Raw genomic sequence first — 16,114 nt, 5'->3', positions numbered from 1 at the left:
CGGAAAATGCTGAGGAACGAAGGATGAAAGTGTTGGGTCTGCTGGGCGGCATGAGCTGGGAATCCACCATTCCGTATTACCGCACCATCAACGAGCAGGTAAAGGCGCGCCTTGGCGGGCTGCATTCGGCCAAAATCGTGCTCTACAGCGTCGATTTCCAGGAGATTGAGCGCTTGCAGCACCAGGGCGATTGGGACGGCGCCGGCCGGCTGTTGGCCGCCGCCGCGGTGGCTTTGCGCGCCGCCGGCGCCGAAGCTATCGTGATCTGCACCAACACCATGCACAAGGTGGCGGAGGCGGTCGAGCAGGCCAGCGGCCTGCCGCTGATTCACATCGCCGATGCCACGGCGCTGCAGGTGCGGGAAAAAAACATTCGCCGCGTCGGGCTGCTGGGCACGCGCTTTACCATGGAGCAGACCTTCTACCGCGGCCGCCTGCAGGAATTGCACGGCATCGACGTGGTGACGCCGGTCAGCGCCGATCGCGACATCGTACACCGCATCATCTATGACGAGCTGTGCCTCGGTAAAATTCGCGACGCCTCGCGCGACGAGTATCGCCGGATTATCAGCGATCTGGAACAGCAGGGGGCGCAGGGGATTATTTTCGGCTGCACCGAAATAGGCTTGCTGGTGAGCGAGCGGGATGCGTCGGTGCCGGTGTTCGACACCACTGCAATCCACGCCCGCGCCGCCGCGGCGTTCGCGCTGGCCTAATCGTCGCGCGGCGGTTGCCGGCGGTTTACCAGCATCAGCGGCTTGCCCGCCAGCGCCAGCCAGGCGGGCAGCATCACGATGCACAAGACCGGCAGCAGGTGCAGATCCGGCACCACCGCCACCGCCATAAACAGGCTCAGCCAGCCGTCGCGCGTCACTACCAGCACCAGCCCCATGATGGCGCAGGAGACGGTGATCGCCGCCGGCACTGCCGGAACATGCTGGTGCAGCATCAGGCCCAGCGCCGCGCCGACGAACACCGCCGGGAAGATGCGCCCGCCGCGAAAACCGCAGGCGGCGGCGATCACCAGCGCCGCCAGCTTGGTCAGGGTAATGGTCAACAGCGCCGGCACCGAATAGCTGTCGTCCACCGCCAGGCGTTTCATCTCATCCAGCCCCTTGAACAGGGTAATCTCTCCGCCCAACAGCGCCAGCAGCCCCAGCACAAAGCCCCCCAGCCCTAACATCAACACCGGATTCTTCATTGAATGGAACAGGCGGTGAACGTGCGGGAAACACCACAGCGCCACCATGCCGAGCGCGATGGCGATCAGCGCCACGATGGCGCCGCTGAAAATGTCCGGCAGCCGCGTCACGTCGTAGGCATCGAGCTGCAGGGCGAAATTGGGCACGAAGAACATCTGCGTGGTGACCGCGCCGGCGGCGGCAGCCACCAGCGGGGCGAACAGCCGATCCCACAGCGGCGTTTCGTTATTGCCGGCCAGGGTTTGCGAGAAGATCAGCGCGGCGGCGACCGGTGTGCCGAACATTGCGCCGATAGTGCCTGCCGCCGCCAGGATGATCCAGTCCATGCGCGGCACCTTCGGCAGCAGGCGCGCGCCGGCCGCCGCCACCAGTGCGATGTTGATGGCGGTGATCGGGTTCTCCGGCCCCAGACTGACGCCACCGGCCAGGCCGACAATCAGCGCCAACCCCAACCCCGGCAAGGCGGAGAGTGGCAGCGGCATGCCGATCAGCGATTCCGTCGCCGGATCCGGCCCGGCGTGACCCGGCATATAACGCACGATCAGGCCGACCGCCACGCCGGTCAGCGTCAGCATCGCAACCGGCCACCAGGGCGACTGGGCGTCCAGGCTCAGCGCATCGGGCAGCGTCACCCACAGTAATTGCTGCAATGCGGCGGCAATTTTCATCACCAACAGCAGCACCAGACTGGAAACGGAACCGATAATCAGCGCAGGCAAAGCAAAGGCCAACATGGCATTGGCGCGCGGATGCAGCATGAATAATCCCTTGTCGATGCCTCCCTGCGGGGCAGGGAGTGCGGGTGGTTGGGCAGTGGCCACAGCTTGCCAGACTATCGGCGCGCAGGCACGCATTGATATTGCCCGGCGGCGATGACGGTTAACAGTCGCCGGGGGGCGTTTTTTGCCGCAATTTGTTTCAAATCGCGGCATAGCGGACAAGCTGAAACGTTTTTTGTGATCCGGATCGCTATTGAGGTGCAGATCCGAGGCGGGTGATTGTTGTTTTCGCAGCAGGATTTTACAGTGTGGGCAGCGTTTTATTTTTCATTTTGCGGAGACGAAATCAATGACCTATGCCCTCGTGGGTGATGTTGGCGGCACCAATGCCCGCCTGGCGTTGTGCACTGTTGCGACGGGTGAGATTACCCAGGCGAAAACCTATTCCGGCCTGGAGTTCGACAGCCTGGAGGCGGTGATCCGCCAATACCTGAAAGAGTGCGAGATCGAGGTGCAGGACGCCTGCATCGCGATCGCCTGCCCGGTGACGGAAGACTGGGTCGCGATGACCAACCACAGCTGGGCGTTCTCGATCAAAGAAATGAAGGCCAGCCTGGGGTTGAGTCATCTGGAAGTGATCAACGATTTCACCGCCGTCTCGATGGCGATCCCGATGCTCTCGCCGGACGACGTGCTGCAGTTTGGCGGCGGCGATGCGCAGCCGGGCAAACCGATCGCGGTGTACGGCGCCGGCACCGGGCTGGGCGTTGCCCACCTGGTGCAGGTCGATCGCCGCTGGGTCAGCCTGCCGGGCGAGGGCGGCCATGTTGATTTCGCGCCGAACAGCGAAGAAGAAGACATTATTCTGGAGGTGCTGCGCGGTGAAGTGGGGCACGTTTCCGCCGAGCGCGTGCTGTCCGGGCCGGGCCTGGTCAATCTGTATCGCGCCATCGTTAAGGCGGACAACCGCCTGCCGGAGAAACTGGAGCCGAAGGACATCACCGAGCGGGCGCTGGCCGACAGCTGTATCGACTGCCGCCGCGCGCTGTCGCTGTTTTGCGTGATCATGGGGCGCTTCGGTGGCAACCTGGCGCTGAATCTGGGCACCTTCGGCGGTGTGTACATCGCCGGCGGCATCGTGCCGCGCTTTATGGAATTCTTCAAGGCCTCGGGCTTCCGCGCCGCCTTCGAAGACAAAGGGCGTTTCCGTGACTATGTGCGAGACATTCCGGTGTTCATGATAACCCATGGCCAGCCGGGCCTGTTGGGGGCCGGCGCGCATCTGCGCCAGACGCTGGGCATGCGGCTGTAAGCCGCGCGGCGGGGCAATAAAAAAGGGGCGCAACCCGCAGGTTGCGCCCCTTGTCGTTTTCGCAGGGGATCAGGCTTTGGCCAGCTCCGCCGCCTGTGCGGTTTCTTCGCTTTCCATTTCCACCGCTTTCGGCGCTTTGATGAACAGTGTAATCAGCAAAGAAGCGGCAGACAGGACGCCAATCACCATGAAGGTGGCGTGGAAGCCGCCGAAGTATTTGGCGACGAACGAACCGGCCAGCGCGCCCAGGCCGAAGCCCTGATAGATGATGCCGTAGTTCTTGCTGTGGTTCTTCAGGCCGAAGAAGTCGCCGACAATCGCCGGGAACACGGTGATATTGCCGCCGAAGCAGAAGGCCACCGCGCCAACGCAGATGAAGAACAGCGTGTGGTTCAGGGTCATGAAACTCAGCGCTACAATCGCCAGCACGGTAACCAGCATGGTGAAGCTGATGACGCGCATACGGCCTACTTTATCAGACAGCGTACCCAGAATGATGCGGCCGGCGGTGTTGAAGATGGCGACGGCGGACACGGTGTTGGCGGCGGTGGCCAAATCCATCCCGGCCAGCTGAACGCCCATGTCTTTCACGATGCCAATCAGGTACAGACCGCTCATGCAGGCGGCGAAGAAGATGGTGAACAGCAGGTAAGCTTCTTTGGTGGCCAGCATCTGGCGCACGCTGAAGTCGTTGCCCAGACCGTTGGCGCCTGGCTGTGCGGCGCTGGTTGCCAGCACCGGCTCTTTCAGCAACAGGGAGCCGACGACGATCAGGCCCATCACGATGGCACCCCAGTAGAAGAAGGCGCCTGAAACGCCGACGTCGGCGATCAGGGCGGCGTTGACGTATTTGAACAGCAGGCTGCCGCTGCCGAAGGCGCCGACGGAGATGCCGGAAATCAGGCCTTTGTTGGCCGGGAACCATTTAATCAGGTTGGACAGGGTGGAGATGTAGGCGATACCGACCGCAAAGCCCACCACCACGCCGGCCAGCAGGTAGATCATGTCGAGCGAGCTGACATGGGCGCTGGCGATCAGGCCCAGGCCGACCAGGATGCCGGAACACAGCGTCAGGTTGCGGATGCCGAAGCGTTCTTGCAGCTTGCCGGCGAACAGCGTGGCGAAAGCCAGGAAGAAGCTGGTGATGGAGAAGGTGGTGGCGACGTCCGCCAGTCCCCAGTGGAACTTGTCGACCAGCGGCTGGTTGAACAGGCTCCAGGTGTAGATGGTGCCCAGACCCATCTGACAGATGATGGTGCCGAGAACGATTAAGCTGCGATTTGCCGGTTTGGTGTTCATGGCCGGTCTCCTTCCTGTGTGTGCGTTGCCGGGCGTGAGCCGCTGGCTGAAATTTGCGGGGTGAATCTGTGTTCCCGCGGTCTGGGCTTATTATATGGCCGGCCCCCCCGGCGGACGGCGGATCGGGAATGAATTGCACGGCAGAAGGAATGAAATGCATTTTATACGGCGTGAGTTGCCGTTTTTACGCCTAAAAGCGCGTGAAATTCCGGGAGTAACACGTGATCTACATCAAAGATATCAACGATTTATTGTTAATCGCCGGTGAACGATTGTGGTGAAATTGTGAAGGATGCGTCTGCAAGGCGTAAATCGGCATTGCGCCTATAGAGCGGCGGCGAGCGCGGGACTATGTTATCTGCGATCGGACGAGGTCCGCTCTGCAGGAGTCCATGAAATGAAAAAAACGCTGTTGTTACTGGCTGCGCTGCTGGCGCTGCCGCTGGCGAGCCAGGCCGACGTGTCCATCGGCGTGAACGTGCCGGGCCTGTCGTTGCATATCGGCGATCGCGATCATCGCGGCCACTACTGGGACGGCTATCGCTGGCGCGATCCGCGCTGGTGGGCCGATCATCACCGGTATGAACGTTCGCGCGGGTACTATTACGGCCCGCCGCCACGGGTGATTTACTACGGGCCGCCGCGGCGCGACTGGCGAGATCGGCCGCATTACCGCATGCCGCCACCGCCGCCGCCCGGCTATTACTACCGTCCGGGCCCGCGCTGGTAAGCGCTTACAGGCGCATCAGCTTGCGAAATTCTTTCACCTTGCTGCGGCTGACCGGCACTTCAAACTCAAGATCGCTCAGCCGCAGAATGTAGGTATTGTTGAACCAGGGCACGATCTCGCGGATCTTGGCCAGGTTAACGCAGTAAGAGCGGTGGCAGCGGAAGAAATGCTCTTCCGGCAGCCGGCCGTAAAACTCGGTGAGATTCATCGGCATCACGAATTCTTCCCGGCGAGTATAGACCCGCGTCACCTTTTCATCGGCGGCGGCGTAATAGATGTCGTTGATGTCGGTAACGATGATCCGCTCGTCTTTGATCAGGTTGATGCTGTGGCTGCCGCGGCTCGGCGCGCTGGTCGGTTCCGCCGCGCCGGCGGGGCGATGATGCAGCGCCTCCAGTTTTTGCAACATGGTGACGATGCGCGCTTCGTGATAGGGCTTGAGGATATAGTCGAACGCCTCGATCTCGAAGGCTTCCACCGCGTGTTCTTTATAGGCGGTGATGAACACGATAGACGGCCGATGGGCGAACTTGCTGATGTTTTGCGCCAGCAGCACGCCGTCCAGCGACGGGATGTTGATGTCGAGAAAAATGGCGTCGACCTGGTGGGTTTGCAGGTATTTCAGAACGTCGAGGCCGTCCTCGAAGGTAGCGACGATATCGATATTGCTGTGTTTCTTGATCAGGTAGCTGAGTTCTTCCTGCGCGAGGAATTCGTCTTCCACGATGATAGCTTTCATGAGGCCTCCCCGACCGGCGGCGCGCTCGGTTCCTGATGCAGCTTGCCGCCGTTTTTGCTGATATAGAACGCGATTTCGGTGCCCGGCTCCAGGCGGCGGATATGCAACCCTTCACCGTACAGCAGCGACACGCGGTGATGCACGTTGAGCAGGCCGATATTGTGGCCCGGCATCTCGTTGCGCGCCACCCGGTCGATGGTTTCCTGGTTGATGCCGTGGCCGGTATCCTTCACCGAAATCTTCACCCGATCGCCCTGATCTTTCACCGCGATCACCACCACCCCTTTACCCTTGCAGGGCTGGATGCCGTGCACGATGGCGTTCTCCACCAGCGGCTGGATCAGCAGGCTCGGAATGCGCACCGAGACGTCGTCGTCGATGTCGTAAATCACCGTCAGCTTGGCGCCGAAGCGCGCCTGTTCGATGGCGATATAGTCCTGAATCTGATGCAGTTCCTTACGGATATCGATCAGTTCGTCGTTCAGCTCCAGGTTGTAGCGCAGGTAGCGCGACAGGTTGATGATCAGCTGGCGCGCGGTGTCCGGATTCAGGCGGATGGAGGAAGAGATGGCGTTCAGCGCGTTGAACAGGAAGTGCGGGTTAATCTTGCTCTGCAGCGCGCGCATTTCGGCTTTATCCGCCATCTGGCGCAGATGCTCGATGCGCGAAACCTCCATCTGGGTGGAGATAATCTGCGACAGCCCGACCGCCATCACCTTCAGCGTGTTGGTGATCTGGTGAGCGTGGCAGTAGTAAATTTTCAGCGCGCCGGTCACTTCGCCCTTTTCCCACAGCGGCACCACCAGCTGCGAATGGATCTGCGGCGCGGCCGGGTTTTCCAGGTTGTTTTTGATGATGATTTTGCCGTGGCGAATGCTTTCGCGGGTAACGCGGCTCAGCCCTTCGCGGCCGATCGGGTAGGCTTCGCGCCCCACGCCGACGTAAGCCAGCACCTGATGGGTATCGGTGATCGCCACCGCGTCGGCGCGGATGTCCTGGCGGATGATATCGCAGATGGTGGCCAGCGATTCGCTGTTGATGTTGCGGAAATAGGGCAGCGTCTTGTGGGCGATATCCAGCGCCAGCTTGGCCTGGCGTGCGGCGATCACTTCTTTTTCATCTTCGACGCTCTGCACCAGCAGCACGATCAGGCCGATGCACACCGTGCCGAGGATCATCGGCAGCGCGATCTGCGACACGATGTCGAGCCCAAGCTCGGTCGGCTTGGCCCACAGCACGATCAGTAGCATGGTGAGGGATTCGCACAGCATGCCGCCGACGATGCCGGCGCGCCAGCGCTGCTCTTTTCTCACCTTGAGGTTGATGTAGCCGGCGCTGATGCCGGCGATGATGCTGGTGATGAGGCAGGGCACCGAGGTGATGCCGCCGATGTCGATCAGATAGCGGTGCACCCCGGCGATGATGCCGGTGACGATCCCCACCCAGGGGCCGAACAGAATGCCGCCGGCCATGATGGCGATGACGCGCACGTTGACCAGCGATCCCTCAACGTTGATGCCGGAGTAGGTGCTGAACAGCGCGAACAGCGAGAAGATCGCCGTGACGATGCCGAGCTCGAGCGGCGTATGGTCTTCTTTTTGCAGCAGTTGGCGGAACAGCCGGGTGCGGGTCAGAAAAAACAGACAGATCAACATCAGCGCGGCGCGATCAAACACCGCCAACAGCATTTCAAAAAAAGGGTGCACGACGGGTTCTCGCTGCGGCCTACGGATGGCGGCAGTATACCACAGCGAGAAAGGCCCGTGGCTCAGGCCGGCGGTCAGCGCATGCCGAGCTGCGCTTTGCCCAGCGGCGTCAGCAGATCGGCGGTGGCGCGGCCGTCAAAATCCACTTCGAAGTCGTCGGGAGCGAAGTCCGGCGGTGTTCTGCCGTCGATAAAGCTCGGCAGCTGACGCTGCAGGTAGGCGTCGTTTTTCGCGCAGCCCGGCGCGGCGGCGATGTACATCACGTTGCTGTCGAACTCGCCGTTATGCTCGTTCTCCACCGCGTGGATCACGTCGCAATGCCAAAATACCGTGTCGCCCGGCTCCAGATCGGGAATAGGGGAAATCCCACTTAATAAAAGGGGATGCCATTTTTCCGAGATCGACAGCGCGCGGCCCGGCGCCGCATCGCACAGATCGTCGTCGGCGACGTCGTCCTGCAGCGCGCGCAGCAACACATAGGCCATGGCGTTGGCGATCGGCACCAGGTTCAGCGTGCCGGCATTAGTGCGTTGCGGTGTCAGCGCCGTCCAGCCCTGGAAGGTGCGGAACATCGAGCAGACTGCCGGGGAGGCAATTTCGCGCACTTCGGTGCGGCCGTCGGCGGCAAAGGGATCGTACTGCTGCCAGTCGCCGGAGAACACGTGGCGATACACATAGCGGAAATTCTCGTCCAGCCAGCGCTCGATGGTGCCGCTGTCGACGTGCGGCGACAGGCCCAGCGACGAGGAGTTCGGCGGGCGGCGGCGGGTGCGATCGGCGTAGGTGGCGACGCGGGTCGGATCGAAATGCTGCTTGCCGTTGCTTTCGGTGGCCCACAGGCCGTTGAGGAACACCTGCACCGCATGCATGCGCGCATCCTGCCGCGCTTCGACCTGCGGCTTTGACCAATAGATGCCATAAATCTGTGGTTTGCTGGCGGCCAGCTTGCCGAAATAGTTGTCTTCGGCAGCGTTTTTCAACCGCTCGACGAAGTTGTTGCGCTCGAGATAGTCGCCGATTTCCCGGTTCCAGCCTTCGGCCTTGGCGCGGGGAAACACGCCGCGAATGGCGCAGGCGCCGCGCTGTTTGATCAGCGCTATCTGTTGATCGCTGACGCGCTGCTGCAGGATATCTTCCGCGTCGATCTGCGGCACCGGATTATGGCCGGCGGCCAGCTCGCGGCGGATCTGGTCGACCTGGCCGCGGATGTTCTCCTCCAGCGCCAGAAAAACTTCGCGGTAGTTCGGCAAGGCCTGGCGCAGCTGGCGCTTGACGTTAACGATCGTCTGCGGAATATCATCGATGACTAAAGAGGCCATGGTGTTCTCCTGGTGCCGCGTGAGTCACTGCGGCGGACGGTTGTAGGGAATCGGGCAAGACGTTATGGTTTTGTGGTTTTAACGTGAATGATTATCGGCAACCAATCGGGGAAAATAAAGAGATATATTTCATTCGTAAGTTCCTCTTTTTCGTTTTTCGGAGATTTTATGAAGCTGGTCACTGAACGCTTGTACTTACAGTCGATAACCGCCGAGGACTGGCCGCTGTTTCTGCGCCTTTACCAGGATCCTGAGGTGATCCGCTATATCGCCGATCCGCTCAGCGAAGCGGCGATCCGCGAGCGTTTCGACGCGCGGCTGCCGGCCTGGGACAAACACGGCGATCAGTGGCTGTGCCTGGTGATGCGTGAGAAGCACAGCGGGGAGGCGGTGGGCATTACCGGCTTTCGCCCGCAGTGGCTGCCGTATCGGCAGGCGGAGGTGGGATATGGCAGTTTGCCCTCCGGCCAGGGCAAGGGCTATGGCAAGGAGTCGCTGCGGGCGGTGCTGGATTTTGCGGTGAACGCCTGCGGTTTTCACAAGCTGACCGCTACCGTGACCTCCGGCAACCTCGCCTCGCGCGGCCTGCTGGAGTCGTGCGGTTTTCGGCTGGAAGGCACGCTGCGCGATAATTTCCGCCTGGCGGGAGAGTGGCGCGACGACTGGCTGTTCGGGCTGTTGGCGGCGGAGTTTCAGGGCGGCAAATAAAAATATCGCGCCGGGTATCGACAAGCTCGCCGGCGCTGCGCTATGTTCGATATTCGGTCAGTTCGCTGGCCAGCGTCGCTCGGACGGTCCGGGCGCTAACGTTTATCGAGGAATCCCCTATGGCTGATAACAGTCCACAGCGCCGTTTTACGCGCATTGAACGTCTTCCCCCTTACGTATTCAACATCACCGCCGAACTGAAAATGGCCGCACGCCGTCGCGGTGAGGATATTATCGATTTCAGCATGGGGAACCCCGACGGCCCGACGCCGCCGCACATCGTGGAAAAACTGTGCGCCGTCGCCCAGCGCGACGACACCCACGGTTACTCCACCTCGCGCGGCATTCCGCGCCTGCGCCGCGCCATTTCGCGCTGGTATGCCGATCGTTATCAGGTGGATATCGATCCGGAAAGCGAAGCCATCGTCACCATCGGTTCGAAAGAGGGGCTGGCGCATCTGATGCTGGCGACCCTCGATCACGGCGATACCGTGCTGGTGCCGAACCCCAGTTACCCGATCCACATTTACGGCGCGGTGATCGCCGGCGCCCAGGTGCGTTCGGTGCCGCTGGTGGACGGCGTGGATTTCTTCAGTGAACTGGAGCGCGCCATTCGGGAAACCATTCCGCGCCCGAAAATGATGATCCTCGGCTTCCCGTCCAACCCGACCGCGCAGTGCGTGGAGCTGGATTTCTTCGAGCGGGTGGTGGCGCTGGCCAAACAGTACAACGTGCTGGTGATCCACGATCTGGCCTATGCCGATATCGTTTATGACGGCTGGAAAGCGCCGTCGATCATGCAGGTGCCGGGGGCGAAAGACATTGCGGTGGAGTTCTTCACCTTGTCGAAAAGCTACAACATGGCCGGCTGGCGCATCGGTTTCATGGTCGGCAACCCTGAGCTGGTCAGCGCGCTGGCGCGCATCAAAAGTTATCACGACTACGGCACCTTCACGCCGTTGCAGGTGGCGGCCATCGCCGCGCTGGAAGGCGATCAGCAGTGCGTGCGCGATATCGCCGAGCAGTATCGGCAGCGCCGCAACGTGCTGGTGAAGGGGTTGCACGAGGCCGGTTGGATGGTGGAAAACCCGAAGGCGTCGATGTACGTGTGGGCGAAAATTCCCGAGCCTTATGCCCACCTCGGTTCGCTGGAGTTCGCCAAGCGCCTGCTTGCGGAAGCCAAGGTCTGCGTCTCGCCGGGCATCGGCTTCGGCGACTACGGCGATACCCACGTGCGTTTCGCGCTGATCGAGAATCAGGATCGTATCCGCCAGGCGGTGCGCGGCATCAAGGCGATGTTCCGCGCGGACGGGCTGCTGAAGCCGAGTAAAGCCGGCAGCGCCAAATAACCCTGTCAGGCCGGGCGTTCGCCCGGCCTTATTTTTTCCGTCCCAAGGTTTTCTTCATTATTTCCCCATTATGCTCAACTACGCTGAATTTTATTTTTTGGACAGAGTGTATGAGCAACCGCTACGCGCGATCGCAAATCGTTTTACATTGGCTGACGTTGCTGATGGTGATCCTCACCTATGCGGCGATGTTGCTGAAAGATTCGGTGCCGGAGGCGTGGGCGCCGATGGTCAAAAATCTGCATTTCAACTTTGGGGTATCGGTCTTTGCCCTGATGCTGATTCGGTTGGCGGTGCGCTCTTTCCATGCTGCGCCGCCAACCACGCCTCCGCTGGAGGAGTGGCAGGAGGTTGGCGCGAAGATTTTCCATTGGCTGCTGTACGTGGTCTTCCTGATGTTGCCGCTGCTGGGCATGTTAACCCTGGCCTACGGCGGGAAATCGTGGTCTTTGCTGGGCTGGCCGATGCCGCAGTGGGTGACGCCGGATCCGGTGATGCGCAAGCTGGTCAAAACGGTGCATGAGACGCTGGCAAACGTTGGCTACTTTATCATTGGCGCGCATGCGCTGGCGGCGCTGTATCACCACTACCTGCGCAAGGACGACACCCTGCGCCGCATGATGCCGGGCAAATGAGCGCTAGCCGAAACGACAAAGGGACGCTTGCGCGTCCCTTTGTCTGTGTTCCTGGTGTGGCTGCTGTCAGGCAACCATCAACATGAAGGTGCCAACCCAGGCAACCAGCATGAATGACACGCCCATCAAAAAATATTTCACTGAACAACTCCTGTCTGGAGTCCTCGCCAGCAATGATCCCGATTGTTGTGCTGAGTATTTTATGGGCAACCTGCTTGTCGGGCGGATTCTTCCAAGCGAAAGAACAACGTCCTCGAGCGCGGGTTGTCCGGTTGTCGCGCCTCATGCTCCGTGAGGTAAAATCCGAACCGCGACAGGATCGGCGCTAATGTACTCTCAATACTGGTCTGATTTCAATACTGTGTTTTTGATCACAATTTTAGGCTGTTTTTTGAACAGGGCGCGCTGTTTTATAACGCTTTTTATAAGCAAGCGACAGGAAGTAGCCCGCGGTGTGGCGGGCTTTAAAATCGGGTATTGCAATACGGTGGCAGGCGCTCAGGCGACGGCGTTGATGCCGGTCGCCAAAATGACCCAAAAAACGAGACAAGACAGCAGAATAACGGCCCAAATATGACGGCGACTCCACTCCATTTTTAGCCTTCGTTGTTGCGACAAGTGATTAGGTAGCCATCATATCGGCGCAAAACGGGGGAAATTTAGCCCCCTTGGATAATATTTCGCTTACCTGCCGCTAACTTATTGGCAAACTTCACTTATCGTCACGCGCACTTCGTAGCCCAGCAGATACAACGCCTGCTCCAGCGCTTCCACCTTCGAGGCGTAGCCGATATCCAGCAACCGCTCCATTTGCCCGCCGTTGAAACCCAGCTTGCGCGCCAGCGCCGCTTTGCCGGTGTTTTTGCGCAGCATGGCGTTGTGCAGTTCGATCTTCAGCGCCACCAGCGCCGGCAGGTGTACCCTCAAGTCATCGGTTTGCGAAGGAGAAGGGGCGGGCAGGGGCAGCCCTTCATCCATCGCGGCGGCGATGGCGGCCAGCAGGCTTTCCTGCGCTTCCAGCTCGATGTCTTCGCGTTTATAGCAGGCAGATTGCCACTCGGGGAAGTCGTGGAAACCGATCTGCCAGGCGTCGCTGTCGCTATCGAAGGTGTAATGGGCGGGGTAGTGGCTGTACATGGCAATCCCTGATTGAAACCAGAATGAGGCGCTATTGTGACGGCGCGGCCGGCGGATAGCCATAGCCTTGAGCAGAATGGCGCTCAATCGGCATGTTCACGCGGCTTGCGACGCCGCACATCGGGCGGCAACAGCAGGGCGCAGATCATGACGGCCAGACTGAACAGCGGCAGCCAGCGCGCCACCGGGCCGGGAGAGTAATTGTTCAGCACCGAACACACATAGCACGCCACGGCCAGCGCCCAACCGGGCAGGCCGATATCGTTGAGCCGAAACGCGGTTTTGGCCATAAACCACGCCACCAGGCCAAAACAGAACAGCGCCCACACCATGATGCACAGCAGATACAGCAGCACCGAGACGAATTCCTCGGTATCGCCGTGCGCATGGGCGCGAAAATGGTTTTTATCCAGATAGGTCGACAGAAACGACAGTAGCACGATGCCAACGGCGAAGATCGCCAGCGAAAAAACAAAGGGTTTGCGCGAGATGCGCCCACGATAAAGGTCTTTGGCGAGTTGTCCGAGAGAGTCCATCACAATCCGTTGTCGTAATCATTGACCGCCCGGCGGTGGCCGGATGGCAAGCAGCCCGGCATTTTATCGGGGTAAATGCGGGCGTCAAGGTGATAATTTTTCTCATTTAGTTGCGGTTGAGATTCCACGCGGCCGCATCGGGCGTCCCTTCACCGTGCAAAACGTCACAATTTGGCACGTTTGGCTACCTGACGCGGTAATTGGCGGCATAATCCTGTTTGTTCGCGTTGAACAATGCATTAACATAACTCCCACTTATCTCTTGCATGGCTATATGGATATCCGATGCGTCACCTGGTTGCGCTTTTACCGCTGATTACCTTGCTTGCTGCCTGTAGCAGCACGCCGAAACCCAGTACCACCGCTACGCCGCAGAGCACCCCGGTAAAGGGCGGCTTTTTGCTGAGCCCGGCACACAGCGGCGCGCCGTTGGGGGGGGATTTCGCCAATAACCCGAATACCGCGCGCTTTATCGATAAGATGGTGCAGGAACACGGCTTTGATCGGCAGCAGCTGCACGACGTGCTGGCGCAGGCACGGCGTTTGGATTCGGTGCTGCGGCTGATGGACAGGCAGGCGCCGACGCCGTCTACCCAGGGCCCAACCGGGCCGAACGGTTCCTGGCTGCGCTACCGCAACAAGTTCATCACCCCGGATAACGTGCAAAACGGCGTGGTGTTCTGGAATCAATATCAGGATGCGCTGCAGCGCGCCTGGCAGGTGTACGGCGTGCCGCCGGAGATCATCGTGGGGATTATCGGCGTGGAGACCCGCTGGGGCCGCGTAATGGGTAAAACCCGCATTATCGACGCGCTGGCGACGCTGGCCTTCAACTACCCGCGCCGCGCCGATTACTTCGCCGGTGAGCTGGAAACCTTCCTGCTGATGTCGCGCACCGAAGGCGACGATCCGCTCGAACTGCGCGGCTCCTTTGCCGGCGCGATGGGTTATGGGCAGTTCATGCCTTCTTCCTTCAAAAGCTATGCGGTCGACTTCAACGGCGATGGGCATATCAACCTGTGGGATCCGGTCGATGCCATCGGCAGCGTGGCCAATTACTTCAAGGCGCACGGCTGGTCCAAAGGCGAACCGGTCGCCATTCAGGCCAACGGCCAGGCGCCGGGGCTGGAAAACGGCTTCAAGACGCGCTACTCGGTTGCCGCGCTGGCGGAAGCCGGCCTAAGCCCGCAGGGCTCGCTCGGCGATAATCAGGAAGCCAGCCTGCTGCGGCTGGACATCGGCACCGGCTACCAGTATTGGTATGGCCTGCCGAACTTCTACGTCATCACCCGCTATAACCACAGCACCCATTACGCCATGGCGGTATGGCAGTTGGGCGAGGCGGTCGGGCGCTCGGCGCGCGGCGGCTTCTGACGCTGCGTCAATAAACGAAAAAGGCCGCTTGCGCGGCCTTTTTTGCGTTCTGAGCAATCAGAAATCGTAGCGCAGGCGCACCACGGTCATATCGCCGAGGTTGTCGGTGCTCGATGTCAGCACGTGCTCCACGTCAACGCGGAAACCGTAGTCAAACTGCACGGTAACCCCGAGGCCGTTGTCGATGCGCTGGTAGTTGCGGCCGGTGATGTATTCCAGGCGGTCGCCCATGAAGTACGGCATCACCGATTTCACCGCGTACTGGCCAACCGGCACGGTATAACCGGCCAGGTATTCGATACCCCATGCGTCGCCGGCGAAGTAATTATTGATGTCGGCTTTCTTGGTGGTCAGGAAGTCGTTGTAGTAACCGCCGCCGAAGGTGAGGGTCCAGTTGTCTGGTTTCCAGCTGATGGCGGTACCGAAAATGTTCTGGTCATAGCTCTTGCTGCCGCTGGTGGACGGATTGCGCATTTCGGCGCGGGTGTAGTTCCAGGCGGTGCCCCAGGTCAGGTCCTGCGTAATGTGGTAATCCACGCCCAGTGAGCCGCCGCCTTTGCGCTTGTAGCGCAGGCCGTTGCCCGGCAGATAGTCGCTGTCGCTGAACAGGTACGAAGCGTAAACGTCCGCATCGCCGAAGCGGTTCTTGTACTTCAGCATTTTGCGTGAGCGGTAAGAGCCGTCGTAGTCACCGTTGATGCCGTTGCCCGGTGCCTGGGCCAGCATGTCGTAGTCCCAGATATCGGTTTTGGCACCCACCACGTCATAATAAACGCTGTTCTGTTGACCGAAGGTCATCTGGCCCCAGGTGTTGCTTTTCAGGCCGGTGTACAGCATGCGGCGGCTGGTGTTTCTCGCACCGTCGGCATAGTGGTGATCCCAGTCGAACAGCGCCGGAATGTTCACGCCCAGCTCGTAGTAGCTGATCCAGCTGATATCGTCGAACAGGTAGTAGTCCGCCGCGAAACGGAAGCGGGTGCCGCCGTCGAAGCCGTTACGCTTGTAGGAGCCCTTGTCACCGTCGCCCGTCATGTTGTTGAACTGCGGACGGATACTGCCGCCAACGGTGAAGTTCAGGCGGCTGAGCGGATCGCCAGCCTGCGGATCCTGCTTCAGCAGGGTGATTTCCGCCTGAGCGGCGAACGACGCGCTGCCGATCGCCAGACCCAGCGCCACCGCTTGAGTCAATACGCGCAATTTCATTGCCATGTGTTATCCCTGTTTTATGTATGACCGCCCCCATCAGCGCCGCCATGCCGATGTTTTGCGCAGAACGCTGCGTTTTCACGCATTTTGACGGTTTTTTTGGTGTTTTAGCGGCGGGCGGCATTTGTAACATAAACGATAAA

Annotated in this window: 16 protein-coding genes; 7 read left to right on the top strand and 9 right to left on the bottom strand. The window is 60.3% G+C overall.

Annotated elements, in window-relative coordinates:
• The first annotated feature begins 23 nt into the window (after positions 1-23).
• Complete coding sequence (locus tag ACOWVD_RS17140) at positions 24-716, top strand: aspartate/glutamate racemase family protein (protein ID WP_044030750.1); 693 nt, start codon at positions 24-26, stop codon at positions 714-716.
• Here ACOWVD_RS17140 and ACOWVD_RS17135 read toward each other — a convergent pair.
• The gene (locus tag ACOWVD_RS17135) at positions 713-1,960 is read right to left on the bottom strand and encodes an ion channel protein (RefSeq protein WP_021505606.1); all 1,248 of its coding nucleotides are present in this window, start codon (positions 1,958-1,960) and stop codon (positions 713-715) included. The two genes, ACOWVD_RS17140 and ACOWVD_RS17135, sit on opposite strands and share 4 nt — an antisense overlap.
• Positions 1,961-2,270: 310 nt before the next feature.
• Between ACOWVD_RS17135 and glk the strand changes: the two genes are divergently transcribed.
• A complete protein-coding gene (gene glk / locus ACOWVD_RS17130; RefSeq protein WP_015378652.1) occupies positions 2,271-3,233 on the top strand; it encodes a glucokinase in 963 nt (320 codons plus the stop codon).
• Between the two features lie 69 nt (positions 3,234-3,302).
• On the opposite strand, the gene ACOWVD_RS17125 is transcribed toward glk, so the two are convergent.
• Positions 3,303-4,532 (bottom strand): L-lactate MFS transporter, encoded by a 1,230-nt coding sequence (locus tag ACOWVD_RS17125; protein WP_004936347.1) that lies wholly within the window; start codon positions 4,530-4,532, stop codon positions 3,303-3,305.
• A gap of 397 nt (positions 4,533-4,929) precedes the next feature.
• On the opposite strand from ACOWVD_RS17125, the gene ACOWVD_RS17120 reads away from it, so the two are divergent.
• Positions 4,930-5,262, top strand: a complete 333-nt coding sequence (locus ACOWVD_RS17120; protein ID WP_033632450.1) for a DUF2502 domain-containing protein — start codon at positions 4,930-4,932, stop codon at positions 5,260-5,262.
• 4 nt (positions 5,263-5,266) lie between these two features.
• Here ACOWVD_RS17120 and ACOWVD_RS17115 read toward each other — a convergent pair whose 3' ends face one another.
• From ACOWVD_RS17115 to ACOWVD_RS17105, 3 genes are all read right to left on the bottom strand, one after another.
• Complete coding sequence (locus ACOWVD_RS17115) at positions 5,267-6,001, bottom strand: LytR/AlgR family response regulator transcription factor (RefSeq protein WP_004936341.1); 735 nt, start codon at positions 5,999-6,001, stop codon at positions 5,267-5,269.
• Entirely contained in the window at positions 5,998-7,689 is a 1,692-nt protein-coding gene (locus tag ACOWVD_RS17110; protein ID WP_033632451.1) for a sensor histidine kinase, read from the bottom strand. Before ACOWVD_RS17110 ends, ACOWVD_RS17115 begins: the two co-directional genes overlap by 4 nt.
• 92 nt (positions 7,690-7,781) lie before the next feature.
• Entirely contained in the window at positions 7,782-9,026 is a 1,245-nt protein-coding gene (locus ACOWVD_RS17105) for a DUF1479 domain-containing protein (RefSeq protein ID WP_274852017.1), read from the bottom strand.
• Between the two features lie 168 nt (positions 9,027-9,194).
• Between ACOWVD_RS17105 and ACOWVD_RS17100 the strand changes: the two genes are divergently transcribed.
• The 3 genes from ACOWVD_RS17100 (at position 9,195) to ACOWVD_RS17090 (ending at position 11,718) form a co-directional block, all read left to right on the top strand.
• A complete protein-coding gene (locus ACOWVD_RS17100) occupies positions 9,195-9,734 on the top strand; it encodes a GNAT family N-acetyltransferase (RefSeq protein WP_164095519.1) in 540 nt (179 codons plus the stop codon).
• A 119-nt stretch (positions 9,735-9,853) separates the two neighbouring features.
• On the top strand, positions 9,854-11,083 hold the full coding sequence (alaC, locus tag ACOWVD_RS17095) for an alanine transaminase (protein ID WP_049239829.1): 1,230 nt from the start codon (positions 9,854-9,856) through the stop codon (positions 11,081-11,083).
• Between the two features lie 110 nt (positions 11,084-11,193).
• Positions 11,194-11,718 (top strand): cytochrome b, encoded by a 525-nt coding sequence (locus tag ACOWVD_RS17090; protein WP_015378645.1) that lies wholly within the window; start codon positions 11,194-11,196, stop codon positions 11,716-11,718.
• Between the two features lie 66 nt (positions 11,719-11,784).
• Here the strand turns inward: ACOWVD_RS17090 and ypdK are convergent, their stop codons facing one another.
• From ypdK to ACOWVD_RS17075, 3 genes are all read right to left on the bottom strand, one after another.
• The gene (gene ypdK / locus ACOWVD_RS17085; RefSeq protein WP_099782600.1) at positions 11,785-11,859 is read right to left on the bottom strand and encodes a membrane protein YpdK; all 75 of its coding nucleotides are present in this window, start codon (positions 11,857-11,859) and stop codon (positions 11,785-11,787) included.
• A 558-nt stretch (positions 11,860-12,417) separates the two neighbouring features.
• Positions 12,418-12,855 (bottom strand): hypothetical protein, encoded by a 438-nt coding sequence (locus ACOWVD_RS17080; protein WP_004936322.1) that lies wholly within the window; start codon positions 12,853-12,855, stop codon positions 12,418-12,420.
• An 83-nt stretch (positions 12,856-12,938) separates the two neighbouring features.
• A complete protein-coding gene (locus ACOWVD_RS17075; RefSeq protein WP_049239828.1) occupies positions 12,939-13,391 on the bottom strand; it encodes a DUF805 domain-containing protein in 453 nt (150 codons plus the stop codon).
• A gap of 285 nt (positions 13,392-13,676) precedes the next feature.
• Between ACOWVD_RS17075 and mltB the strand changes: the two genes are divergently transcribed.
• Positions 13,677-14,765 carry a lytic murein transglycosylase B gene (mltB, locus tag ACOWVD_RS17070; RefSeq protein WP_015378637.1) on the top strand — a complete coding sequence of 363 codons (1,089 nt, stop codon included), beginning with the start codon at positions 13,677-13,679 and terminating at the stop codon, positions 14,763-14,765.
• A 57-nt stretch (positions 14,766-14,822) separates the two neighbouring features.
• On the opposite strand, the gene ACOWVD_RS17065 is transcribed toward mltB, so the two are convergent.
• Positions 14,823-15,974 carry a porin gene (locus tag ACOWVD_RS17065; RefSeq protein WP_028127761.1) on the bottom strand — a complete coding sequence of 384 codons (1,152 nt, stop codon included), beginning with the start codon at positions 15,972-15,974 and terminating at the stop codon, positions 14,823-14,825.
• Between the last annotated feature and the right edge of the window lie 140 nt (positions 15,975-16,114).

It is taken from the genome of Serratia sp. SA088 (assembly GCF_049065515.1).
GTDB classification, from domain to species: domain Bacteria; phylum Pseudomonadota; class Gammaproteobacteria; order Enterobacterales; family Enterobacteriaceae; genus Serratia; species Serratia nematodiphila.
Note: the sequence above shows the minus strand (reverse complement) of the source record. Positions and strands in the feature narration are given on the sequence as shown.

What these genes read in the sequence shown, in the direction of transcription:
- ACOWVD_RS17115 (WP_004936341.1), bottom strand. Translation starts at nt 6,001, where the DNA reads ATGAAAGCTATCATCGTGGAAGACGAATTCCTCGCGCAGGAAGAACTC.
- ACOWVD_RS17135 (WP_021505606.1), bottom strand. Translation starts at nt 1,960, where the DNA reads ATGCTGCATCCGCGCGCCAATGCCATGTTGGCCTTTGCTTTGCCTGCG.
- glk (WP_015378652.1), top strand. Translation starts at nt 2,271, where the DNA reads ATGACCTATGCCCTCGTGGGTGATGTTGGCGGCACCAATGCCCGCCTG.
- ACOWVD_RS17100 (WP_164095519.1), top strand. Translation starts at nt 9,195, where the DNA reads ATGAAGCTGGTCACTGAACGCTTGTACTTACAGTCGATAACCGCCGAG.
- ACOWVD_RS17110 (WP_033632451.1), bottom strand. Translation starts at nt 7,689, where the DNA reads ATGCTGTTGGCGGTGTTTGATCGCGCCGCGCTGATGTTGATCTGTCTG.
- mltB (WP_015378637.1), top strand. Translation starts at nt 13,677, where the DNA reads ATGCGTCACCTGGTTGCGCTTTTACCGCTGATTACCTTGCTTGCTGCC.
- alaC (WP_049239829.1), top strand. Translation starts at nt 9,854, where the DNA reads ATGGCTGATAACAGTCCACAGCGCCGTTTTACGCGCATTGAACGTCTT.
- ACOWVD_RS17080 (WP_004936322.1), bottom strand. Translation starts at nt 12,855, where the DNA reads ATGTACAGCCACTACCCCGCCCATTACACCTTCGATAGCGACAGCGAC.
- ACOWVD_RS17140 (WP_044030750.1), top strand. Translation starts at nt 24, where the DNA reads ATGAAAGTGTTGGGTCTGCTGGGCGGCATGAGCTGGGAATCCACCATT.
- ACOWVD_RS17125 (WP_004936347.1), bottom strand. Translation starts at nt 4,532, where the DNA reads ATGAACACCAAACCGGCAAATCGCAGCTTAATCGTTCTCGGCACCATC.
- ACOWVD_RS17065 (WP_028127761.1), bottom strand. Translation starts at nt 15,974, where the DNA reads ATGGCAATGAAATTGCGCGTATTGACTCAAGCGGTGGCGCTGGGTCTG.
- ACOWVD_RS17120 (WP_033632450.1), top strand. Translation starts at nt 4,930, where the DNA reads ATGAAAAAAACGCTGTTGTTACTGGCTGCGCTGCTGGCGCTGCCGCTG.
- ACOWVD_RS17105 (WP_274852017.1), bottom strand. Translation starts at nt 9,026, where the DNA reads ATGGCCTCTTTAGTCATCGATGATATTCCGCAGACGATCGTTAACGTC.
- ACOWVD_RS17075 (WP_049239828.1), bottom strand. Translation starts at nt 13,391, where the DNA reads ATGGACTCTCTCGGACAACTCGCCAAAGACCTTTATCGTGGGCGCATC.
- ACOWVD_RS17090 (WP_015378645.1), top strand. Translation starts at nt 11,194, where the DNA reads ATGAGCAACCGCTACGCGCGATCGCAAATCGTTTTACATTGGCTGACG.